Origin of the sequence: Aureisphaera galaxeae (assembly GCF_028561275.1) — a bacterium.
GTDB lineage: Bacteria > Bacteroidota > Bacteroidia > Flavobacteriales > Flavobacteriaceae > Aureisphaera > Aureisphaera galaxeae.
In genome coordinates, this window is record NZ_JAQQTF010000004.1 from 695,642 (window position 1) to 717,936 (window position 22,295).

Genomic DNA, 22,295 nt, shown 5'->3' on the forward strand with positions numbered 1-22,295 from the left:
TAGGATTTGTACGAATTTAGAACCGATACACACATTTCTATATTCTTAAAAGTTTTTAATTCCCCTTCAGAACCTCAATAACCCCTTCCTTATAACTCGCCCCTATAGGCAATTCAGTTTCGTTAATTTCCACGTCAACCTTGGTAAAAGCGGTTACTTTGGCCGAATTCACGATAAAGGATCGGTGAATTCGCAAGAACCCGTTGGGTAGTTTACTTTCAAACTGGGAAAGGGATTCCTTGGTCATGATTCTCTGGTCGTCCGTATGTATGCGCACATAATCCTTCACGCTTTCTACATATAAAATATCATGGAAACGAATCTTTACGAATTTCTTGTTCGCATTTACATAGATATGATCATTAACAGCCTGCGGTTCCTGCGAATGGTTGCTAGCACTCGATCCCATGAGGTGCTTGCACTTGTTCACCGCCTTGAAGAATCGGGTAAAGGAAATAGGTTTTAAAAGATAATCTACCACATCCAATTCGTAGCTTTCCAGGGCATAGTTTCGGTAGGCCGTGGTAAAGATCACCTTGGGAGGATTGTGTAAGGATTTCAGAAAATCGATCCCCGAAACCAAAGGCATTTCAATATCCAAAAAGATGAGGTCGATAGCATCTGTTTGCAGCACAGTAGTAGCTTCCACAGGGTTTGGAAAAGTTGTGATAAGTTCCAAATCGGGAATCTGATCCACATGCGATTGTATCACTTGCAGCGCCAGCGGCTCATCGTCTATTGCTATACATCTTAGCTTCGTCATCTTATTGTAAATCTATGGATAATTTCACCCAATAACTATCCTGGGCATCTTTGGCTTCCAATTCGTATTGATTGGGATAATTAAGTTCCAATTGTCGCCTCAAATTGGCGATCCCAATACCCGAATTACCATTGTTCATTTCAATTCCTTCCGGTTTACTGTTGAAAACGGAAAAGGAAAGCTTTTGACTTTGTACCAACAAATGAATGTGAATCTTAGCATTTTCCGGACTCCCGCTAGATCCATGCTTAAATGCATTTTCAACCAAAGGAAGCAGTAGGAGTGGAGCAATGGGAGTAGAGGGTTCATCTACCGAATGTTCGAAAATCAAATCCAGATCATCCCCATAACGCAGGCTTTCCAAATCTAAGAACCCCTGTATGAGTTCAATTTCTTTTTCAACAGGGATGGTGGGCTCATCGCTTTGATACAAGATAAAATCCAACAGTTCCGATAGTTTTAATACTACCTGAGGTGCTAAATCGGATTTTGAAAGGGTCAGGGCGTAAAGATTATTCAGGGTATTGAACAGAAAGTGCGGCTGAATCTGTGCTTTCAGGAATTTCAATTCGTTTTTTGCCTTCTCCTTATATAGCACTTCAATTTCGTGCTTTTCTTCAAACCGCTTTTTTATCGTTTTAATAATGAGCATGATCAAAGCATACATATACACCGCTGGAAAGTATACGGCAAAGAGGTAAGGAACATCCCAAAGGATCTCCCAAAGGGATTCTTGGGTAAAATCTTCCCTAAACAAGGGCTCTGCAATGTATACAACCGTACATCGTGCTATGACGGCTAAAAGGTAAATGGACAGAAAAAGGGAAAGAGCAAAAGCCCCATATCTCTTTTTGAATAGCAACTTAGGTACTTGATAGTAATTGAGGAAGTAAGCTGCAGCTAGCTGTGCCGGAAGCATGGCTATATTGTTGTAAAAGTGGTTCAAAGTTCCAGTACTCAGGAAGGCCGATAAAGAGAATGTCCCCAAAAGAAACACCCAAAACAGGATATGGGAAGGGACACGATACTGGAGAATACGATCTATGAGCCGAGGTTGGGATTTCATGAGGGCTAAGGTAACCATTAGACGGATTTCTTATTCCATATTTCTGTGCACGTGGGATAACGACCCATAGAAAGCGGTTTTTGAATGATAAACAGCGTTTTTTGTTAAAATCGGGTTTCTATGGGTAGAAAAAGGTTGTTGGTCTTCTTTTTTTAAAATGTATTAAACCGCGATATACTTTTGACATGCATTCGAGTGACAATAAAAACATTCATCAATATAAATCGAACTTTATGAAAACCATAATCACAATCATTACCCTTCTCATAGCTGGTATAAGCATGAACTACGCCCAAAGCTGCGAGGATTTATTGTTGGCAGTTCAGGACAACAATGTTGAAAAAGTAAAAACCCTTTTAAATACCCAGAACCCAAATTGTAAATTTAATAGTAGACTTCAGCCTCGTACGCCCCTGGGAATGGCAGCAACGAATGGAAACGTACGCATTGCTAAACTATTGGTAGCTTCGGGAGCTAAGGTTTCTTATCGCCATTCCAACGATGCCAGTGCCCTCATGATCGCCGCCCAAGGCGGGCATTTTGAATTTGCCAAGTATTTGGTAGATCAAGGAGCGAACGTAAAGAAGAAGATTAGCGGTGATGGAACACCTTTGATTTCGGCGGTACGTGGTGGAAATATCGATATCGTCCGCTTATTTCTTGAGCGCGGTGCTAACCCCAATGTAGAGGTAGATGGCGACGGAAATGCCATGATCTGGGCGGGTGGTTGTGACGATCCAGCTATTTTGAAACTACTCATGAAGTATTCCGGCGATATCGATAAGGAAACCAAAGGCGACGGAACTGCTTTAATTCGTGCTGCTGGCGGGGGTAAACTAACAGTGGTAAAAGCCCTGGTAGAAATGGGGGCCGATGTAAACAAAGCCAGTGATGGGGATGGCAACCCTTTAATAGCTGCTTCTCGAGGAGGACATCTGGAGATCGTTAAGTTCTTGGTCGATGCTGGTGCTGAAGTTGACGCCCATGTTCGCGGAGATGAAACTCCATTGATAGGTGCTGCTTGGTCGGGACATTTAGAAGTGGTTAAATATCTAGTTTCCCAAGGAGCCGATGTAAACAAAACGGTACGGGATAGTTTTTCATTGAATTCTGAACGTCGGAATCCATTAAAAATGGCACGTCGTGGCAATCATGATGAGGTGGTGAGGTACCTTTTAAGTAAAGGAGCAAAAGACTAATCCACCCTTTATGAATCCGGTTAATATATCAAAAATCCTCTTTTTGGTAACGGCGCTTTGTATAATGTCTTCCTGTTATGCACAGACTTTACCAACCAAAAAGGGGATTGTATTGCATTTGGACAGTTTGGTGAAAAAGCAACAGGCCGAAAGGAACATTCCCAGTCTTGCTGTAGGCATTGTAAAAGATGGTAAAGTGGTTTTAGCAAAGGGCTACGGTTATGCCAATGTGGAAGAAAAAATCAAGGCCGACGGGCATACGGTATATCAATTGGGTTCAGTAACCAAAATGTTCACAGGTCATTTGCTAGCTTCTCTGATACTTCAGGATAAAATGCAGCTTTCAGATACTTTGTCGAACTATTTTCCGACTTCCCTTGAATTTCCAGTTGGCCGCAAGGGACAGGTGGTGACGATTCGGGATATTGCAACGCATTCTTCGGAGTTTCCCAGATATCCTGTTAATTTAAAACGAACCGATCCTTATCCTATAGATGGATACTCCAAAGAAGAACTATTGAAGGGAATTTCTAGAGTGAAGTTGCGTAAAGAAATCGGCAAAAAATATAAATATTCCAATTTTGGCTATGGAGTATTGGGAATAGCCATGGAAAACCGAATGGGGAAGGAGCTTTCAGGCCTTATGCATGACGAGATTTTTTCAAAATATGGAATGAATAATTCGTCTTTGATGCTAAATGAAGGGATACAGCAAAAACTAGCGACCCCTTATCTAGAAGTTTCTCCCTTAACCCAAACCGAACCATGGAATATGGAAGCTCTAGCTGGTGCTGGTAATTTGTTCAGTTCCGTGACAGACCTTACTCAGTTCATGTTGGCCCTATTAAAGGAGGGTGCCATAAATAAGATACAACAGACTCCGTATTTACAGATAAATGATTCCTGGAGTTATGGTTTGGGCTGTTTTATTGTCGATTCCAAGAAACGAAACACGCCGGTCATCTATCATGGAGGCGATATAGATGGTTATGCGTCTTCTTTATCCCTATATCCCGAATATGGGTTGGGTTTTGTTATTCTTACCAATTGGGGCGAAGGACAAAGCATAGGACAGGCATTCGAAACCATTAGCAAGGAAATTGTAGACCACTATCTAGGAAAAATAGACGATTAGGGACATAGCGGTCTCCTATGCCCGAAAGAATCCCGTATTTTAGCTAAAAGGAATTTCATTTATAAATGTTCGCTATGGCTAAAAAATTGATCGCGCTTTGTATCATGCTCGTATCCTTTACCTCCTTAGCCCAGGCCAAGTATGAAAAGGAAATCCGATTGAAGGAAACCCTAGTTCCCCAAGTAGCACTGGATTTTGTGCAGTCGCTTTCTTTTTCAAAAAAGATTAAATGGTACAAGGAAATCGGGATCAATACTTCTTCTGTCGAAGCCAAGACCAAACATTTGGGAAAACGGTATAGCGTTGAATTCAGTATGGATGGGACTTTGGAAGATGTAGAAATACAGATTAAGAAAGAGGAAATTCCAGAGAATGCTCGACTTCGTATTACAGAGTATTTCACTTCAAAGTTTGGGAAATATCGAATCAATAAGATTCAAATACAATACAGTGGCGATCCAACGGTACTATTGCCATTTTTAAAAAGGGAGAAGGTTTCTACAGAGATTAACACCAATTATGAAATTGTTGTAAGTGCTAGGGTTAATAGGGCCTACAAGAAATTTGAGTTTTTATTTTCAGAGAAGGGGGACTACTTAAAATCTGCGGAGATTGTCCTGAAGAATACCGATAACATTGAATATTGATATGAAAGCATTCCTCGTTTGCATATCAATTCTCATTACTAGCTACGTTGTGGCGCAGAGCCGTTATCAATTTGGCCTATTGCCTTCGGTAAACATCAATAAAAAACTTCCGAACGACTGGAAACTGAATGCCAAGGTAGAATCTCGGCAAGAATTGAAAAGTGGGTTCTTTGGTGAATCCAATGACTTTCAATATGAGTATTTACAGACAGATATTTCAGGTATCGCGGCTAAGAAAATAGCGGTAGATAAATCGTTAGCAGGAGGGTATCTTATCCGACTTCGTGAAAAGGAGGTGTTGCACAGGTTCATTCAACAATTTATTATCGTAAAGGGGTATCACGGTCTACGATTGGCACATAGATTTGCGACCGATGAGACCTTTCAGAAAGACGGGGATACTGAAGTCCGATTGCGTTATCGGCTTTCCTCTTTAATTCCGTTGAGCGGACAATCGGTAGACCCCAAGGAATTTTATGTGAAGGTAAATCATGAATACCTGAATGCTTGGGAAGGGAAGGATCATGATTTGGAAGTTCGTTTGGTTCCCCACATTGGTTATAACATTTCAGAATCGAGTAAATTGGAGTTGGGATTAGATTACCGATTGGATTCTTTTATAGACTCGAGCCCTAGACATCGGTTTTGGACAGCCATTAATTGGTACATGTCTATCTAAGGATGTCGATAATTCATTCGTTTTGTTTTTCGCTATAGGTATGGAATCTAATGTGTACATTTACCCGGCCTTCTCATCTATTGAGATTCCATTGCTTCTATGAAGAAAATCTATTTTCCCGGTTTAAACGGTGTCCGCTTTATTGCGGCTTTTTTGGTAATGGTAGATCATACAGAGCTTTTTAAGTATAGATTCGGACATACCACGCTTTGGGCCAATTCGTATAGTTCTTTTCTAGGAGCATCTGGGGTGACCATCTTTTTTGTGCTTAGTGGCTTTCTTATCACATATTTACTTTTGACTGAGAAAGAGGCACAGCCCATTAATATCAAACATTTCTATATACGCAGGATATTAAGGATTTGGCCACTATATTATTTTATCGTTGCGCTATGTTTTTTTGTAGTTCCGCATTTGGGTTTTTTTGAGGTTCCTGGGTATGTCACCGGAACCGATCAATTTGGAGAACGTTTATTTTTGTTTTCGGCCCTATTGGCTAATGTGGCCTTTGTGTATTATCCTGTTGTAGCCTTTGCTAACATTCTATGGTCAGTAGCAGTAGAAGAACAATTTTACCTCTTTTGGCCTCATGTAATAAAGCGAACAAAACAACTTTTGCATGTTTTTTTAATCCTAATCTTGGTGTATCTGGTTATAAAATTGAGCGTATACTTTTGGGATTCAAATCATAAGTTAAACGCTGTAATTTTTCGGACAAGATTTTCTTCAATGATTATTGGAGCCATAGGAGCATATATGGTGTTTCGTAAGAGTTCGGTATTGCGCTGGGTGTACCATTGGAGTTTTCAACTCATCACAATAGGTGCTTTTGTGATTCTTATGGGAAGAATGATCCGAAATGAGTATTTCGATCTAGTGGGAAATGAGGTTTTTTCTTTGGTAGTATGTTTACTTATTGTGAATATAGCCACCAACAAAAAAACTGTATTGAAATTGGAAAACGCGGTGTTCAATTATCTTGGCAAGATATCATACGGCTTATATGTCTATCATTTGTTTGCGGTTACCCTAGTCGTAAAATTTATAGCCCCTGCATTAGGATTAAAGAAGTTGAGTAGTGTTGCCGAATACCCAATCGTTATTGGTTCTGTATTGATCATTACCGTAGCCATTAGTCATCTTTCCTACTTTTACTTTGAGAAACCCATTCTAAGAAAGAAGATAAAATTCTCCTCCATCTTAAGTGGAGATTTGGTAGAGAGATCATCCAGCAAGACCTAAAAGTCTGTTTTCTGAATCATTTACAGGGTTTTGCATACGTATTTTCCTCATCTATACATGCGTGAAAACACCCCATTTTCAGTTTTATATTTTATTTAGCGAATCCCTAACAGTAGGCAACCTTCAGAAAACGTATTTTTAGATGTAAGAACAAACCTACATTTTTAATTATGAAGACCATCCACCTGCTGCTTGCAATCACGACTTTATTGTATATCCCCGGTTCTCATGCCCAAACAAAGGAAGGCGACGAAGCTATTACCATTGGGAAAAAGATCAAGTTCTATTCCTCCATCCTTGGAGAGGAGAAAGAACTCTATATATCCCTTCCGCATAAATATGAAGAGCGCGTTCATAGCTATCCTGTGATTTATGCTTTGGAGGCCGAATTCCTGTTCGAGCCCGTGCACACTGTGGCCAAGGTTATGGCGGCTCGTAGTAAAATGCCTCAATCCATAGTTGTAGGACTAGCAAACGTGGACTACCAAAAGCGTTATGAAATGAACTATGAACGCTGGGGAGGCAAACCGGATCTGTACTTAGAGTTTTTCAGTAAGGAATTAATTCCCTTTGTTGAAGAGAACTACAGGGCTAATTCGCACCGCACGATCATCGGTTTATCTCCGACTAATGGATTGCTATACCATACATTTTTGAATCAGCCCGAAGTATTCAATGGTTACATTGCCTTGGCAGCCCAATTGGAATGGGAGCGGGTAGAGGGAGTAGACCTCATGGGAGAGCTCATGGAAAAATATGAGGATCTAACCTTCCCGAAAACCACCCTTTACTTAGGCCGGGCCGATGGGGATATGAAAGGTGATATCGATGCGGCTCGTGCGTTCGATGCGGCCTCGCAAAAGCTGGCGCTTGGTAAACGAAGAAATGTCACTTGTAAGATTGACGTGCTTCAGAACGATGAACACTATTTAATGTGTTTGCAGGGAGTGAAAAACGGTTTGGCCACCATTTACCCCAATTATTTATGGAAAAGCCCCAGTTGGAAAGGATGGGATAAGAGTACGAATTATGCAGAAGAATACTATAAGGGCTATTATGAAGATCTATCCGAACGCTATGGTTTCGATATCTTTCCGGTAGAAGATGGACATGCTTACGCCTACCATCTTACTGGGCGCATACAGAACGCAAAGCAATGGGGTACGAACCAGCAGGTGATCGACCTTGCGGAATTGGCACTGACGTATTATCCTAATTCGGCCCAGCTTAGAATGACCTTGGCAGAAGCCTATAAAGCCAATGGAAACATCGATTTGGCCCTGAAAACTGGGGAGAAGGCCATGGAGATGGCAGGCATGTACCATAGTGGTGATCTGGAAATGTATTCCCAAAGAATGGACGCCTTAAAACAATGATCTCCAGCCATCTAATAATCCAACAATCCAAGAATCTAATATTCTAATGGTCCAACCATCCAAATATCTAAACACCCAACCAACAGATAATCAAATCGCTACGGTAAAACCATAGTGTTTTAACGCTAAATAGCTAGTTTTGAATCCTTTGAAAAATTAAATGACTGATAGTCAGTTAATTATAAATTTATATTTTTCCTTTTTTTAGTTAAAAAAATGTATATTTAAACATCCCCATGTAAGTTTTTTCCCTCAAGAATAGTCAAAGCAATTTTTCTATGGTTCAGGACACTATGTCGAAAGCGGAAATACTTCAATTACTCAATGACGCTTACAAGAAGCGCGGAGAGGAATTGAATACCAGTATTAAACTCACTAAAAAGGCACTAGAAGCTAGCAGAAAGCTTCAGGATTCTAGCCTCATTGGTAAGAGTTTAACGAAGCTGGCGTTGTATGCCATGGTAAAGGGGGAGCATGAGAAATCGATTAAACTTTCCACAGAAGCAATCAATTGTTTTAAGTCGGTAGATGATGAGTTGGGCGCAGCAGACGCCAACTACAGTATTGCCGGGGTGTATTACAAGTCCAACAACTATCATTTGGGCATGTTTCACCTCATTGATTGTCTATCCATTTATAGAAAACACGGAGATCATCATAACGAATCCAGAACCCTTAAATCGTTGGGTACGGTATACGAGGTCTTAGGGGATTACGCCAGCGCAAAATCGGTGTATGAAGGTGCGATAGAAGCTGCTCAGGCCGTGGGGGATAAGAATTTGGAATCGAACGCCTATAACCCCTTATCAGGTATCTTGCTGCGGTATGGTAAAACCCAGGAAGCGATGGATCTCATTCAGCGTTCTGTGGCGATGAAGCAAGAAACCGGAGATACCCGTGGTTATGCCTTTGCGGTATACGGAAGGGGGAAGGTATATCTGAAAATGCAGCGTTACGAAGAAGCCGAACGCGATTTTCTCGAAGCAGTAGGAATTCATAAATCAGTTGGGGATAGTTTTGGTATAGGCATGGCCTATACCAAAATGGGCCATTTGTATGTTGCCACTGGCAAAATAAAGAAGGCCAAGAAGTATCTTAAAATAGTAGTAAAACAGAGCGAAGAGCGAAATCAGTCCTTGCTTAAATACAAGAGCAATCACTTCTTGTACGAAATTTACAAGGGCGAAGGAAAGAAAAGAAAAGCCCTAAAGTACTTGGAGAAGTATTTGGATGAGAAGGACGCGACGGTGAATTCTCAAATTCTGAAAGTAATCCACAATTACGAACGTATTTCCCGCATGCGTTCTTTGGAAAAAGAAGCCAGTCTGGCCCGTGAAAAAGCACTGTTTAAACGAAAGCAAGAACAGATGGAAGAGGCCACGAAGATGAAACAAGAGTTCCTTTCCAGTATTAGTCATGAAATTAGGACCCCGCTTAATGCCGTGACCAGTATTATTTCATTGCTCGAGGAACGCTCTGGTGAAAAAGACAAGAAGCTACTTACGTCCCTTCGGTTTTCGTCCAAAAACTTGCTGCGAATCATCAATGACATACTGGATTTTTCCAAATTGGATTCCAACAAGATGAAGTTGGAAACCCGCTCTGTTCGATTTAAAGACTTCATACACAACATTCACAGTACCTATCATGGATTGGCCATGGAGAAAGGACTGCTTTTTCGGGTAAATATAGCCCCGGAAGTTTCCAAGTACTATGAGATCGACGAAACCAAAATGTTTCAGATCTTAGGTAATTTAGTGAGCAATGCCATTAAGTATACTGAGAAGGGCAGTGTCGAAATGTCCATAGATTTGGTAGAAGCCCAAGGAAAAACCGATGTAATTCACTTTTCGGTAACCGATACCGGTATAGGTATTCCTTCTAAGGAAAAAGAACGACTGTTCGAAAGCTTTTATATGCCTCCATCCGTCACTACGCGTAAGGAAGGTGGAACCGGATTAGGTTTGGCCATCGTTAAAAAGTTAGTACAATTGCATGACAGCTGTATTGGCTGTGAAAGTACCCCTGGTATAGGTTCCCGTTTCAATTTCTCCCTCAATTTAAAACGTAGTAAGCCGCCATTACAGACTGACAAAACCCTGTTTAAGCAATTAAAAGGCCGTGTAGCTATTGTGGCTGAAGACAATGAGATCAATGCCATGGTAATGCGCGAATTACTGAAGAAGTGGGGCGTAACCCTAAAACGCGTTAATAACGGTAAACAAGCCGTTGATATGGCCAAGGAAGAAAAGGTGGACTTTATCCTGATGGATATCCACATGCCCGTGATGAATGGCTATGACGCCACCCAAATGATTAGAAACACAGACAATCCCAATCGGACCACGCCCATTTTCGCTCTTACTGCAGACAGCACCGTTTTGAATGAAGAAACCGGTTCGGGTTATTTTAGTGGTGTTTTACTGAAACCCATTGAAATAGATCGCCTATTCGAAGCTTTGGTCTATGCACAACGCATAAAACCAGAGGTGCTTTCATAGTCGCTCCTTCTTTCCATGTCAATTATTTTTACAAAACCCTCCATTTGGTAATATTTTTGTCATTGTATTAGTCTATGGACTTTAGTCGTTAGTCGTTAGTCGTTAGTCGATGGTCGATAGCCTATCATCAATCTACAATCATCAATCTACAATCATCAATCTACAATCATCAATCTACAATCATCAATCTACAATCATCAATCTACAATCATCAATCTACAATAGTCCAACTATCCAAAAGTCAAACACTCCAAATTGCGGGAAAACCGTAACTCAAGTTAAACCGTAATAGGTAAATTAGTAGAAACTAACTAATACTTTAGATTTCATGAACGACTCCCAAGAAATTGACTATTTCTACGGGTTATCTGTACTCCTTACTGGTTATGATGAAGTCGTCCTTTACGCTAGTGGGCAAGGGGAGACCTATTTTAAAACCGTACGCCGCATATTGGGCAAACAACTTATGACCCAATTGCTTTCTGAGTTTCAGGTGATCCTAGAACAGTCCAAAGGAAATTCCAAGAAACTTCATACCCTTCTTAAAAAGGAAATGTTGAAGGACGCCAAATGGGGCCCTGTATGCCGAAATATCATTCAGTTGTGGTATATGGGCAATTGGTACGAAATGCCCACCGAATGGCAGGAGAATTATGTAAGCAGCACCGAAGACACCACCCATGTGGTTTCCGCCAGTAGCTATATAGAAGGATTGGTATGGAAGGCCATGGGCCAACATCCAAAATCTGCAAAACAACCCGGTTACCATACCTGGGCCGTTCCACCCAATTAAATTACAATCATGAAAGAAGGAAAAGAATTCGATGTAGTCATCGTAGGTGCCGGTATTACAGGTGCCATCATCGCCAAGGAATTGAGTGCCCGGTGTAAAGGTCTGGATATCCTCATTCTGGAAGCAGGAACGGGAAAAAGTTCCGATTTCGATGATTACGAAAAATACAACGATCAATATTACAATGCACTGGCCAAAACGCCTAACTCACCCTATACAGATTCACCCTACGCACCCTCCCCCAGTGTATTAGACATCACCCAAATAAAGGACAATGAGCCCGATACCAACGGATACTTTGTGCAATACGGTCCCTTTCCGTTTTTAAGTAATTATAATCGGAATGTAGGGGGAACGACTTTGCACTGGTTGGGAACCACTTTACGTATGTGCCCGAATGACTTTAAAATGAAAACCCTTTACGGGCATGGGGTTGATTGGCCCATTGGTTATGATGACCTAAAGCCCTATTACCGCCGGGCCGAATATGAAATTGGCGTTTCCGCGGAGGTAAATGAGCAGGAAATTTTGGGGATTACCTTCGATAAAGGATATGTATTCCCCATGCATAAAATCCCGCAGAGTTATTTGGATATGTACATGACTAAAAACATGAAAGGACTCACTTTTAAGGATGATGGCGTTACCTATCCCGTAAAGGTGATTAGTACACCCCAGGGAAGAAACGGTATGCCCAATCCCAAATACAAAAACTTTGATACTAGAGAGAAGGGCTTTATGCCCGTTGGAGCCGTAGGCAATCCCGATTTAGGACAACGCTGTGAAGGAAACTCCAACTGCGTGCCTATCTGTCCGGTACAAGCTAAGTACAATGCCTTGAAGACCTTGCACGATGCCTTGCAAAACACCAAGTCCAAGGTGACCTTGATCAATCAGTCGCCTGTGTCTACCATAGAAATAGACCCAAAGACCAAGAAGGTAAGCAAGTTGCATTATAAGACCTTTAAAACGTCCAAGAACGGCGTTCGTACCGTGATTAATAACCATACCGTTCGCGGAAAGATCGTGGTATTGGCCGCCAATGCGGTTGAAAATGCCAAGATATTACTGGCTTCTGATGCGTGCACACGAAGTAATCAAGTAGGGAAGAACCTCATGGACCATTTAGTGATGTTGACTTGGGGGTATATGCCGGATGATATAGGGGCCTATCGCGGACCTGGTTCTACTTCCGGAATGCCATTGATGCGCGATGGAAGCTTTAGAAAGAACAGATCTGCCTTCCGGGTCGAAATTGGAAATTGGGGCTGGAACTGGCCTGCCAATACGCCTGAAAGTACCTTGCAGGATGCTGTGGCCGATGGACTTTACGGAAAGGACCTGATCGATAGAATTAAAAAAGAAACCAGCCGACAGTTCCGAATCGGTTGGGAAATGGAGCAGGTACCTTCCGATAAAAATTACGTCACCATTGATGAAAAATACAAGGATGAGTTGGGGAACTACCGTCCCGTGATTCATTATACCATGAACGATTATGAAAAACGTGGTGCTTTAGTAGCTTCCAAGTTATCTGAAAAAGTATTCGAAAAGCTGAAGGTAACCCCGGCCACCGATTGGCAGGACACGGCTCCCGGTTATTTTGAATACGAATACGAAGAAGACGGAAAGAAAAAGACCTTTAAATCGGTCGTAAATGGAGCAGGTCATGTGGTAGGTTGCCACCGAATGGGCGATGATCCCAACACTTCTGTGGTGGATAGCAACCAAAGGGCGCACGATCACAAGAACTTATTTGTCGCGGGTTGTGGAAGCTTTCCGACCTTAGCGACTTCGAATCCAACCTTGACCATGGCGGCCTTGGCGTATCGCACGGCCGATGAAATTGTAAAGGAATTTACCTCTTAAATCACACCCAATTATGTTAGATCAAAAAAACCTTCCATACCACGAACGTTTTGTTCAGCCCACGGCCAAGGAACAAAAAGTAGAGGCCACTTTGGAGAAGAACAAAATGCTTCGCTCCCTTATGTCGGTTTCCTTGCAACAGGATACCCTGGCCGATTTACACGAACACCTTCGGGTAGCGATGATGTTGGAGCTTTCCACCATTCCTCCCTATCTATGTGCTTTGTATTCCATTATGAAGGGTGACATGACCGATCCTAACTACAAAGAAGAATACGGCGACAATGCGGAAGCCGCTGCCTTAATCCGTTCCGTCATGATGGAAGAGATGCTACATTTCACTTTGGCGGGCAATATTTTAAATGCCGTAGGAGGAGAGATGAAGATCAATCACAAGGAGTACGTACCCGAGTATCCTACGGTACTGCCCGATAGTGCTGGGAAGTTTCAAGTACACCTTAGTAAGTTCGATAAAGCGGCCATTCGTACATTTTTACGGATTGAACAGCCCACCCCTCCCGAAACGAAGCCCAAATTAGAAGGCTATACCACCATTGGACAGTTTTATCATGCGATAGAGGAGTTGATGAAGAAGTTGGAAAAGGAAGCCAAGAAGAAAAAGAAGACCATTTTTACAGGTGACCGTAAGTTACAGATCGATGATACCTATTACTACGGCGGTGGTGGTAAGATATTGGAAGTGCGAAACCTAACCACCGCTTTAGATGCCATTGAAGAGATTTTGGAGCAGGGAGAAGGTTCGGAAACCACGATTTACGACAATGACGATGAGTTTGGGCAGATCCGTGAATTGGCGCATTATTTTAAGTTTAATGAGATTTATGAAGCACAGCGCTATGCGCATTGTCAGACCGATCCCAAGGATCCACCAGAAGGCACCAAGATGGACATTCGGTATGACAAGGTCTACAATATGGGGATCGATCCTAAAACCGAAGACTTCGTTACGGACGAGCTAAAGGCCTTATCGCATGAGTTCAATCTCGAGTACCGTAAGCTGTTGGATCTATTGCAGAGTGCCTTTCAGGGCCAACAGGAAGATTTTCTAGAAGCCGTAGGTGTTATGTACAAGCTTCGCTATAAAGCCGTTGCCCTTATGCGTAATCCCATCCCTGGAAAACGAATAAATGCGGGGCCTACGTTTGAGTTTGTTGAAAAATGAAGTTCATAGGCTGGTTAGAAGTCAATTTAAATAAAAAAATAAATGAAATTAATATCGACATCAGCATTAGCGAAAGAAAGAGGAATTGATTCTAAGCAATTGTTTCAGGATTTAAAATCTCGCGGATGGATATACAAAAAAGATGATCAGTGGAATTTGACTAAAGAAGGAAAAATGGCTGGAGGAGAAATGAAGTACAATCCTAAATATGGTGAATATGTGGTATGGCCCAACAACATGGACTTAAATAAAGAAATTCGTTCCAACGAAACACTCAGCTCTACAAAAATTGGACAGGAATTTGGAATATCCGCCCAAAGAACAAACGTAATATTGGCTGAACTTGGCTGGATTGAAAAGTCAAACATTGGAGGTTGGGAACTGACAAAATATGGAAAGAGAAATGGTGGATTTGAGATGGAAGCTCAAAACGGGTCCCCTTACGTAATTTGGGATAAACGAATTTTGCAGAATAAAAGCGTGTTAAATTCTATTGACGCCGCAACAGGGAAAAGTTATGATGATTCAGCAATGAATAGTGCAAAACCTGTCTATGAAACCGATGAATTTAGGAAAAAGCATGAGGCAAAATATAGAACACAGGATGGCCATAGAGTTAGAAGTCGTGCTGAAGCAATGATTGATGACTACTTGTATAGCAATGGTGTGGCTCATGCTTATGAAAGACGACTTCCGGGAATAGATGAAGAAGTAATATCAGATTTTTATATTCCAGCGGGTAAAGTTTTTATTGAGTTCTGGGGAATGGAAGACAATGAAAAGTATAAAGAACGAAAAAAGAGGAAGCTTGAAATCTACGCTGATAATAACTTCAATTTGATCGAAATGAATGACAAGGACATTGAGGCGATTGACGACGTGTTGCCTCGAAAACTGAAAAAGTTCGGTGTAAATATTATTTAGAATATCCAATTGGCTACCAGAGACTAACTTTATATCGTAACTCTCTTTTTTCTACTTTTATAAACAAAATCTTTCAATCAGAGCTTGAAAAAAGTCATAGTCATTGGAATTCTGTTTATGGGCTTGGTTAGTATGGCCCAAGAGAGTGATTCTGAATCTAGAGCAAAAAACGTCTATTTGGAGCTACTAAGCCATACTCCAAAGAGCTTTAAAATAGATCGAGAGAATAAACCTTTAAGCCAACTTCTTGAGGCTGATCTTAATTCCATATGGAAATTGAAGACAGCTTATGAATTGAAAGATAGATTAAACGATCATGAAATTAATTGGCTGGAAAAGGAAATTAATCAAATGGCCGTTTCGTTTTTTTTGGAAGGAAAACCTATCATTCTCCAGAGTGTTGGAGGGTATTCAGGTTGTCCGGAAGAACTATTACATACTGAAATCAGGAACGAAGTGAACGTTACGATTATAAGCTTGTGCCAAGGCGGTTGTATCGTTAATAGCGATATGGAAGATTTTATTAAGATATTCAATAATCGGACGGATAAATTAATATCCAATTGAAAAACGTGACGTCTTCCATTCCCCCGCTAAGGCAGGACTCCGTCGGGTGACCTCCTTTTCACTACTTTTATATAAACAAAACTATGGGTAATGTAAATGGAGTCCGAAGACATCGACATAAATGCAAAGCATTTCATCGCTTCCGTTAGGTATAATAAAAGTCAACCCGAAGATTTTGGATTAACAAAAGTGAAGGGGAAAGAACATTATATCGACACGGAAGGGAATTTATGGCAGAACGAATATCTATGGGATTCTGGATGGGGAAATGAATATGGATTTATAAAATTACCCGAGCCTAATTTCGAACAGCTATGGACGTTATTGACTAAGTCTAAGATAAAGGAGAATGTACTGGGAGCGGCCGAACTACTCAATGGATATCCCAAAGAGCTTAAGGATAAACTTCAGGAGCTCTTCAAAAATCATAAGAGTATTGACCGTGATCTTACCAAGAGACTTGCGCATTTGGAACTATTAAACCATGTTACAAATCATTCAGAAACCCACGGGAAAAAATACGAAGAGGTGAACGAAGATTTTCAAGTATGGAAAAAACTGAAAGACGATTTTGATAGATTGAAAACCGATAGTTTTATTCAGCAATTTAAGAAGACCATTACTAGCAAAAGAGAATCATAAGGCAAGGGCCTAGTATTGAATGGTATTATCAATGAAATAGTGAAATAAGGTGAACTTTGATTTAGAAGACAAACTATCAGAATATGTAAAGAAAGGCGACTTGGATACCGCCATTGAAATAGCAGAATCTGAATTAAAAAAAGTTTCAAAGACAGACTTTCATGCACTAATTGGCAAGGATTTACTCCATCTAGCGCCCGAATTAAGCACGTTCATTTCAAACTTTTACTCCGCGGTTAAACTTAGATATGCAATTAAGTTTTCAAAAAAACTAAAAGCATTGTACTGTGAAATGAATGGATTCACAATAAACTATGACAGATGGTTTGTAGATATCTTCGCATATAGTGATATAGATGAGAACGACTATGATTGGCTGGCAGATTATGACTTCTTGTCGAAACGGGATATGACTATTAAAGGGTTTGAGAGCTTTCAAAAAGTCTATGAAGACGTTCATAAATACCAGAAGTTCGATATCCCAGAAATTGAGCAAGCTTACGACATTGCCGAATTGATTATCATTTTGAGGCTTCAGGAATTATTTCGGAAAACTTATAAAAAGGCCGAAAGGAAGGGATTGAAATGGAGCTCTATTCCTATGTTTGTCACAGCACACGACTATGAAATGATGTATCGTATCAATTAAAATGATTCGCTCTGCTATATTCCCAATGGGTGACGTTCATTATATCATTTAATTCATGAAACAAGACTTCTTTTAATAAACTTGATTCGCTTCATCTTACTAAAAGAGGGATTAATTGCTATCTTAAGAAGCAAAATATACGCTATGAGAAAAATTGTTTATGGTTTACTTCTATCTGTTACGATATTAAGTTGTACATCCGATGACGGGGCTAACGATTCTGAAGACAACTACGCTTCTTTTTTATCTGACACCTCCATAGAAACCGATATCGATTTCATGCCCGAGGAAACATACGAGGTGTTTGATGGGACTCCACAAGTTCCGTCCCTAAAATTGAAACTGGTTACTACAGAAATTTACCCCTGTGTGAATTATACGCTAGCCACAACCACTTTTGTTAGGGACACCGAGTTGATTGTTCGGTTCGATGAGGTGATAGAGCCCGTTTTTTGTTTAACGGCAATAGGTCCCGCAGGCGTCTATCTCGATCTACCCGAAGATATAGAGCGCATTACGCTCATAAATGGGGAAAGCATAGATAAGTATACCATAGAAACAAATATGGATAAGGTTGAGATACGCCTCATAGAAAGGAATTTTACCAACCTGCTTTTTGAAAACACCTTTCGCCTTCCCGAGAATTCATTCGCCTACGTGTGTGGTACTAATATAGATAATACCCAATTGTATGATGATTTCAAGAATATTTTACTCAGCAATGCCGCATTGACAGAAATCACCTTTAATGGTGAGGGGAGGATTCCTTATCCCGAGAGTTCTTCGGGGCATGGGGTAGATCATCCTTCCGTGTTTTTTCAATATACCGACGAATCGATTTTCGATGAACTGGGAGAAGTGCTTGACGATTTTGCATCACAATATCTTGAAGGGGAAATTGGGGTAACCATGCGTCTCGATAGCTGGAAAAACAAAAGACATGCAAGTTGGGATTAAAAAAGAATTTTTCGCCTACCTTACTTTTCCTAAACTCGAAATTCCTTAATGATAACGATTCACCTTAAACCTTCATTTCATAAGTTCTCAACGATAGTACTACGTGATAACGAGATCGTATGTGAAATTCGCCAAAGGTTTCAAGACCTAACTGAGTTTGAGAAAAAAGAGGTTCTTACGGCTTCTCAAGATTTGAAATTGAAGGAGCTGAAGGAGTTCAATCAAAAAGCTAAAAAAGAACATTGGTTAGAGAAGAGCGAAATTCCCAAAGAGGTTTCCGAACAGAAGGCTAGAATCAATGAATTGATCAAAAACATCATCGACAAGCCCATTAAGGACGACAGAATTATTCTCGATGGTATTCAGGTAGAATGTGTATTACATGAACCCGAGATGCCTCCTCAATTAATCGAGTTTCACTCCCCAGAAGATGGGACAAGGGAAATTGAGATCATTAAAAGCTTGTTTGTGATGCTGAATCAGAGTTTTACATCGGAACCCGTGGTGAATTATTTGGAATTGGTTCAAGGCTATTTTGGTATGGGCCAACAATGGAGAATCACAAATGAAGATCCGCTAACCATGCGATTGTTTGGGAGTTTAAGCATATATGAAAAGGAAGGGATCATAGAATTGTTCAACTCTTTAGAATCGAACAAAGTGCTTATTCTAGACCTGCGTAATTTGGATGGAATGGGGACCACTTTCCATGAATGCTTTCAAGAACTGATGGGTAGAATGGAAGCGGTGTATTGGCTGGTTTCGGAGAATGAACTGCTATTAAGGCACTTAGATGAAATAGGAGTATCGAATACATATGTCTTTAAGGATATGGATGTAATCCTTGAAAAAATGAAGAACAGAAATTGAGAAATGGGGGCAATTAACTGCAAAAAACATGGTAGACAATTGATTATAGAAGTTTGCGAACATGCATACGAAGCGCTTCATTCCAGACAAAAGTTAGATTTACTTAAAATTCCAATTCTTAATTTAAGAGTTTGTACGAGTTGTTATGATCAATTTCGTTTTCAGGCAGTACCAGATATAACAATAGAAGACCTTCTTGAGTTGGATGATGAAGAGGCTGATCGTATTGGTGACTTTGTTCATGGAAAATATGATCAGGTAAATAGAAAGGTCATGTGCGTGGCCTGTTATAATGAACTAAAAGAAAAGCATTAATGATTCCAGACTTTTTAAAGAAATTTGAATCGGAGTTAAAGAAATACGAAAGAGCCTTTATTCGTATCAACGCAAAACCTAGAAAGGAAAGCCCTCTAGAGGATAATCTGGATATAATAGACAACAAGTTTTTGGGAAAGCCCTTCTTTCCAAAAGATAAGGAGTATCCTAAGGATGAAAAGGGCAACCCAATGGTGATGGTGGCTCAATTAAATTTTGAACAAATTCCAGAACTTGAATTCTTTCCGATGGATGGGATTCTTCAACTCTTTTTATCTCCAACCGACTGGTATATGAAAGATTCCGCGATCGTGTATCACTCCAAAGAGCAATTAGAGAAGGAACCCATGAATGATTTTTCATTCCTAACCGAAGCTGCCTATGAAGAAATGCCCGTATATAAAATCCATCAATTGAGTTTTGAAAAAGCTATCGATAGAGGAGGTTCAGAGGATTCACAATTCGACTTTCTTTTTGATGGCATCGATTATTGGGAATACACAGAACGATTGACAGAAGAGCAGGAAAAGGAGTTTAATGCTTATTTCCGTGCCATGGGACATAAGATCGGAGGTTATGCCGAATTCACACAATCGGATCCTAGAGGCAACAGTAAGGAACAAATGGATGATATTCAGGTGTTACAAATAGATGTGGACGAGCATATCATGTTTGGAGATAGTGGATTAGGGCATATATTTATAAGCAAGGAAGACCTTATGAATAAAGACTTCTCCAAAGCCTATTTTTACTGGGATTGCTGTTAGCTATTTTTAGACGAATCATTGAAAAAGCACCAATGAAGCAGGTCGGAATCATTATGAAAAAAGTATTATGTCTTTTTGGAATTGTATTTCTTCTGGGCAGTTGCGAAGAAGAATTAGGCAATTACTATTTTGAGTTCGATACAGTAGATTGGTATACAATTGATATAGACGAAGGGGATGTCTTTGCTTTGGAGGATCAGCTTAACACATTGGAGAATGAGAGGCTAAAGTTAGATTTGTTGATTAATGATATCCCCAATTCAGTAACGGATACAACGTTCATAGCGAAGTTAGAGACTGTCGGATTTACAAAGACGACCATCAATGATTCCCAAAAAATAAATACTCTACGAGAAATCTTTAGAGAAAAACCGCATGAAGATGTACTGGCGGCAGCGTGTATTGCCGTGTACCGGGATATTTTAATTTTTAGGAAACAGGGCAAGATAATCGGAACTTCGAAAGTATGTTTCGATTGCAATCAAAGTCAAATTCACGGAACAGAAGTCAATACATCGTATTTTGGACAGTCTGGGGACTATGGAAAACTGGCTAGACTCTTACATGAATAACTCAATTTGAACGAATTAAACTTTTTTAAATTCATTATTGAATATGAAATATATAAAGCACATAATAATCGCACTAGTCTTTTTAAGTAATTCGGCGATTTCTCAAAGCAGACTTGTTTCTTGGAGTCAATCAAATATTGAGAATTATACAAAAGAAATGTATGATAAGGCTCAAAAGCTAACCACAGATGAATTATTGGAAAAAAATCTAAATGATATATACTGGAGTGAAGTTTTTCTTACGCTAAATGCTTCAGTCAATAACTATGCAAATAATACCGAGTATCAAAAACAACTTGCGAAACAAATAACTAATCAGAAAGAAACAAAATTAGAAGGAACAAGTAGACTAATTATCTGGGATAGAATCATCAGTGGAGATATTATTTTCGAGGGAAAAGGGATAGTGATTGATAATGATTTATACAAGGTTTGTGGAAGAGCAAATCAACTTCTTCAAAATTTGACAGGCAAAAATTTTGGCAATGTAAATATTAACTCTACTTCTTCAGAACTTGAAAGCCTTAAGAAAAAATGGTTAGATTATCTAACAGGAAAAGAAATAACAGAATACAAAAAAACTGAACACAAAAATTCTAAAATTGAGGAGATAAGTAGCTTGGAAGCCTTCGAGGCCATAATAATTTCCGTTCAGCCGAGAGATGAAAAGGACAGGATAACAGCCCAGTGTTTGAAAAACATTTACGGATTAGATGAGATGCCTGACAATCCAGGATCTGAAGCATATTGTAACCCGGATAGTTACAGTTTTGCCTATTTAGCAATGTTGGTAGGAGACGAACCCTTGGACAAAACCAAGGACAGTGAATATTGGAAGGAGTTTTGGAACAAAAACAAGAACGCACTTACTTGGGATGATGAAAAAGGATACTTCGTTATCAATTGAAGTATTCTATGGTTTGCTATCCCTCATTCTCATCGTTTTACTACTGGAATAAGGATTTTAATGTAACTTCCTAAGGGAATTGTTGTCTTTTCACTAACTAAGCTTCACAACGCATGAACTTTTTTACCACCTTGTTGTCATTATTTCTTCTAACGGGTGTCAGTTCCTGCCAGAAAAAGAGTTTGGAAGGCACCTGGAATAGATGCAATCGGGATGGAAGTTATGTTGAATATATTATTACGAACGAATATTTCGTCATGTTGCTCAGTAAATCGGACAATATTGGTTTCTTCAAAAAACAAGATATAGAGAAGGGAATGATCATTTCGGATCATACAAAATTGACTGAGGTGGCTTTGATCGGTAATCCCGATACCTTATGGGTATATAGTTATTCCAAAAACCAAGTGATCTTACGAAGTCGCATCAATGGCGAAATTGAACTGAATAAAGCTTCTTTCACATATGCTACCATCGACACGTTGGATTTTGCAGTTTGGAAAAGTAAAATCATTTCTGAGTTTCAAAAAAGAACACTTTTTATGAATTGCCAGGATATCCGAACGGAAAGCGAAAAAGAAGTTGAGGTGTTGGATGTAACTGATGATAAGGAAGAGGAACTTTTATTAAAAGGTGTCAGAGATTAGAGAATAGAATCGCTTGATTGCAACA

Annotated in this window: 23 protein-coding genes; 21 read left to right on the forward strand and 2 right to left on the reverse strand. The window is 40.0% G+C overall.

What is annotated here, in order from left to right; genetic code table 11:
- Positions 1 to 55: 55 nt before the first annotated feature.
- Both POV27_RS08420 and POV27_RS08425 read right to left on the reverse strand, forming a co-directional pair.
- Complete coding sequence (locus POV27_RS08420) at positions 56 to 763, reverse strand: LytR/AlgR family response regulator transcription factor (RefSeq protein ID WP_272862311.1); 708 nt, start codon at positions 761 to 763, stop codon at positions 56 to 58.
- Between the two features lies 1 nt (position 764).
- A complete protein-coding gene (locus POV27_RS08425) occupies positions 765 to 1,829 on the reverse strand; it encodes a sensor histidine kinase (RefSeq protein WP_272862312.1) in 1,065 nt (354 codons plus the stop codon).
- Between the two features lie 233 nt (positions 1,830 to 2,062).
- Here POV27_RS08425 and POV27_RS08430 point away from each other — a divergent pair, with 233 nt between their 5' ends.
- From POV27_RS08430 to POV27_RS08530, 21 genes are all read left to right on the forward strand, one after another.
- A complete protein-coding gene (locus tag POV27_RS08430; protein WP_272862313.1) occupies positions 2,063 to 3,028 on the forward strand; it encodes an ankyrin repeat domain-containing protein in 966 nt (321 codons plus the stop codon).
- A 10-nt stretch (positions 3,029 to 3,038) separates the two neighbouring features.
- Entirely contained in the window at positions 3,039 to 4,163 is a 1,125-nt protein-coding gene (locus POV27_RS08435) for a serine hydrolase domain-containing protein (protein ID WP_272862314.1), read from the forward strand.
- Between the two features lie 74 nt (positions 4,164 to 4,237).
- Positions 4,238 to 4,810: a hypothetical protein gene (locus tag POV27_RS08440; RefSeq protein ID WP_272862315.1), complete on the forward strand. Its 573-nt coding sequence runs from the start codon at positions 4,238 to 4,240 to the stop codon at positions 4,808 to 4,810.
- Position 4,811: 1 nt separating this feature from the next.
- Positions 4,812 to 5,489, forward strand: coding sequence for a DUF2490 domain-containing protein (locus POV27_RS08445; RefSeq protein WP_272862316.1), 678 nt, complete (start codon positions 4,812 to 4,814; stop codon positions 5,487 to 5,489).
- 99 nt (positions 5,490 to 5,588) lie between these two features.
- Positions 5,589 to 6,731 carry an acyltransferase family protein gene (locus POV27_RS08450; protein ID WP_272862317.1) on the forward strand — a complete coding sequence of 381 codons (1,143 nt, stop codon included), beginning with the start codon at positions 5,589 to 5,591 and terminating at the stop codon, positions 6,729 to 6,731.
- A 170-nt stretch (positions 6,732 to 6,901) separates the two neighbouring features.
- Positions 6,902 to 8,107 carry an alpha/beta hydrolase-fold protein gene (locus POV27_RS08455; RefSeq protein WP_272862318.1) on the forward strand — a complete coding sequence of 402 codons (1,206 nt, stop codon included), beginning with the start codon at positions 6,902 to 6,904 and terminating at the stop codon, positions 8,105 to 8,107.
- Positions 8,108 to 8,385: 278 nt separating this feature from the next.
- Entirely contained in the window at positions 8,386 to 10,608 is a 2,223-nt protein-coding gene (locus POV27_RS08460) for an ATP-binding protein (RefSeq protein WP_272862319.1), read from the forward strand.
- Positions 10,609 to 10,936: 328 nt separating this feature from the next.
- Positions 10,937 to 11,401, forward strand: coding sequence for a hypothetical protein (locus POV27_RS08465; protein ID WP_272862320.1), 465 nt, complete (start codon positions 10,937 to 10,939; stop codon positions 11,399 to 11,401).
- Positions 11,402 to 11,410: 9 nt separating this feature from the next.
- Positions 11,411 to 13,270, forward strand: coding sequence for a GMC family oxidoreductase (locus POV27_RS08470; protein WP_272862321.1), 1,860 nt, complete (start codon positions 11,411 to 11,413; stop codon positions 13,268 to 13,270).
- Between the two features lie 13 nt (positions 13,271 to 13,283).
- Positions 13,284 to 14,453 carry a ferritin-like domain-containing protein gene (locus POV27_RS08475; RefSeq protein WP_272862322.1) on the forward strand — a complete coding sequence of 390 codons (1,170 nt, stop codon included), beginning with the start codon at positions 13,284 to 13,286 and terminating at the stop codon, positions 14,451 to 14,453.
- Positions 14,454 to 14,495: 42 nt separating this feature from the next.
- Positions 14,496 to 15,377, forward strand: coding sequence for a hypothetical protein (locus POV27_RS08480; RefSeq protein ID WP_272862323.1), 882 nt, complete (start codon positions 14,496 to 14,498; stop codon positions 15,375 to 15,377).
- Between the two features lie 84 nt (positions 15,378 to 15,461).
- Entirely contained in the window at positions 15,462 to 15,944 is a 483-nt protein-coding gene (locus POV27_RS08485; RefSeq protein WP_272862324.1) for a hypothetical protein, read from the forward strand.
- Between the two features lie 96 nt (positions 15,945 to 16,040).
- Positions 16,041 to 16,586, forward strand: coding sequence for a hypothetical protein (locus tag POV27_RS08490; protein ID WP_272862325.1), 546 nt, complete (start codon positions 16,041 to 16,043; stop codon positions 16,584 to 16,586).
- A 49-nt stretch (positions 16,587 to 16,635) separates the two neighbouring features.
- Positions 16,636 to 17,235, forward strand: a complete 600-nt coding sequence (locus tag POV27_RS08495) for a hypothetical protein (protein ID WP_272862326.1) — start codon at positions 16,636 to 16,638, stop codon at positions 17,233 to 17,235.
- A gap of 144 nt (positions 17,236 to 17,379) precedes the next feature.
- Complete coding sequence (locus tag POV27_RS08500) at positions 17,380 to 18,192, forward strand: hypothetical protein (protein WP_272862327.1); 813 nt, start codon at positions 17,380 to 17,382, stop codon at positions 18,190 to 18,192.
- A gap of 48 nt (positions 18,193 to 18,240) precedes the next feature.
- A complete protein-coding gene (locus tag POV27_RS08505) occupies positions 18,241 to 19,062 on the forward strand; it encodes a hypothetical protein (RefSeq protein WP_272862328.1) in 822 nt (273 codons plus the stop codon).
- Positions 19,063 to 19,065: 3 nt separating this feature from the next.
- Entirely contained in the window at positions 19,066 to 19,377 is a 312-nt protein-coding gene (locus POV27_RS08510; protein ID WP_272862329.1) for a hypothetical protein, read from the forward strand.
- Complete coding sequence (locus POV27_RS08515; RefSeq protein WP_272862330.1) at positions 19,377 to 20,144, forward strand: YwqG family protein; 768 nt, start codon at positions 19,377 to 19,379, stop codon at positions 20,142 to 20,144. Before POV27_RS08510 ends, POV27_RS08515 begins: the two co-directional genes overlap by 1 nt.
- A gap of 53 nt (positions 20,145 to 20,197) precedes the next feature.
- Entirely contained in the window at positions 20,198 to 20,716 is a 519-nt protein-coding gene (locus tag POV27_RS08520; protein WP_272862331.1) for a hypothetical protein, read from the forward strand.
- A 43-nt stretch (positions 20,717 to 20,759) separates the two neighbouring features.
- Complete coding sequence (locus tag POV27_RS08525) at positions 20,760 to 21,623, forward strand: hypothetical protein (RefSeq protein WP_272862332.1); 864 nt, start codon at positions 20,760 to 20,762, stop codon at positions 21,621 to 21,623.
- A gap of 113 nt (positions 21,624 to 21,736) precedes the next feature.
- Entirely contained in the window at positions 21,737 to 22,270 is a 534-nt protein-coding gene (locus POV27_RS08530) for a hypothetical protein (protein WP_272862333.1), read from the forward strand.
- The last annotated feature ends 25 nt before the right edge of the window (positions 22,271 to 22,295 follow it).

Bases quoted from the DNA above. Each gene is read 5' to 3' on its own strand.
- POV27_RS08420 (WP_272862311.1), bottom strand. From the start codon at position 763: ATGACGAAGCTAAGATGTATAGCAATAGACGATGAGCCGCTGGCGCTG.
- POV27_RS08425 (WP_272862312.1), bottom strand. From the start codon at position 1,829: ATGAAATCCCAACCTCGGCTCATAGATCGTATTCTCCAGTATCGTGTC.
- POV27_RS08430 (WP_272862313.1), top strand. From the start codon at position 2,063: ATGAAAACCATAATCACAATCATTACCCTTCTCATAGCTGGTATAAGC.
- POV27_RS08435 (WP_272862314.1), top strand. From the start codon at position 3,039: ATGAATCCGGTTAATATATCAAAAATCCTCTTTTTGGTAACGGCGCTT.
- POV27_RS08440 (WP_272862315.1), top strand. From the start codon at position 4,238: ATGGCTAAAAAATTGATCGCGCTTTGTATCATGCTCGTATCCTTTACC.
- POV27_RS08445 (WP_272862316.1), top strand. From the start codon at position 4,812: ATGAAAGCATTCCTCGTTTGCATATCAATTCTCATTACTAGCTACGTT.
- POV27_RS08450 (WP_272862317.1), top strand. From the start codon at position 5,589: ATGAAGAAAATCTATTTTCCCGGTTTAAACGGTGTCCGCTTTATTGCG.
- POV27_RS08455 (WP_272862318.1), top strand. From the start codon at position 6,902: ATGAAGACCATCCACCTGCTGCTTGCAATCACGACTTTATTGTATATC.
- POV27_RS08460 (WP_272862319.1), top strand. From the start codon at position 8,386: ATGGTTCAGGACACTATGTCGAAAGCGGAAATACTTCAATTACTCAAT.
- POV27_RS08465 (WP_272862320.1), top strand. From the start codon at position 10,937: ATGAACGACTCCCAAGAAATTGACTATTTCTACGGGTTATCTGTACTC.
- POV27_RS08470 (WP_272862321.1), top strand. From the start codon at position 11,411: ATGAAAGAAGGAAAAGAATTCGATGTAGTCATCGTAGGTGCCGGTATT.
- POV27_RS08475 (WP_272862322.1), top strand. From the start codon at position 13,284: ATGTTAGATCAAAAAAACCTTCCATACCACGAACGTTTTGTTCAGCCC.
- POV27_RS08480 (WP_272862323.1), top strand. From the start codon at position 14,496: ATGAAATTAATATCGACATCAGCATTAGCGAAAGAAAGAGGAATTGAT.
- POV27_RS08490 (WP_272862325.1), top strand. From the start codon at position 16,041: ATGGAGTCCGAAGACATCGACATAAATGCAAAGCATTTCATCGCTTCC.
- POV27_RS08500 (WP_272862327.1), top strand. From the start codon at position 17,380: ATGAGAAAAATTGTTTATGGTTTACTTCTATCTGTTACGATATTAAGT.
- POV27_RS08505 (WP_272862328.1), top strand. From the start codon at position 18,241: ATGATAACGATTCACCTTAAACCTTCATTTCATAAGTTCTCAACGATA.
- POV27_RS08510 (WP_272862329.1), top strand. From the start codon at position 19,066: ATGGGGGCAATTAACTGCAAAAAACATGGTAGACAATTGATTATAGAA.
- POV27_RS08515 (WP_272862330.1), top strand. From the start codon at position 19,377: ATGATTCCAGACTTTTTAAAGAAATTTGAATCGGAGTTAAAGAAATAC.
- POV27_RS08520 (WP_272862331.1), top strand. From the start codon at position 20,198: ATGAAAAAAGTATTATGTCTTTTTGGAATTGTATTTCTTCTGGGCAGT.
- POV27_RS08525 (WP_272862332.1), top strand. From the start codon at position 20,760: ATGAAATATATAAAGCACATAATAATCGCACTAGTCTTTTTAAGTAAT.
- POV27_RS08530 (WP_272862333.1), top strand. From the start codon at position 21,737: ATGAACTTTTTTACCACCTTGTTGTCATTATTTCTTCTAACGGGTGTC.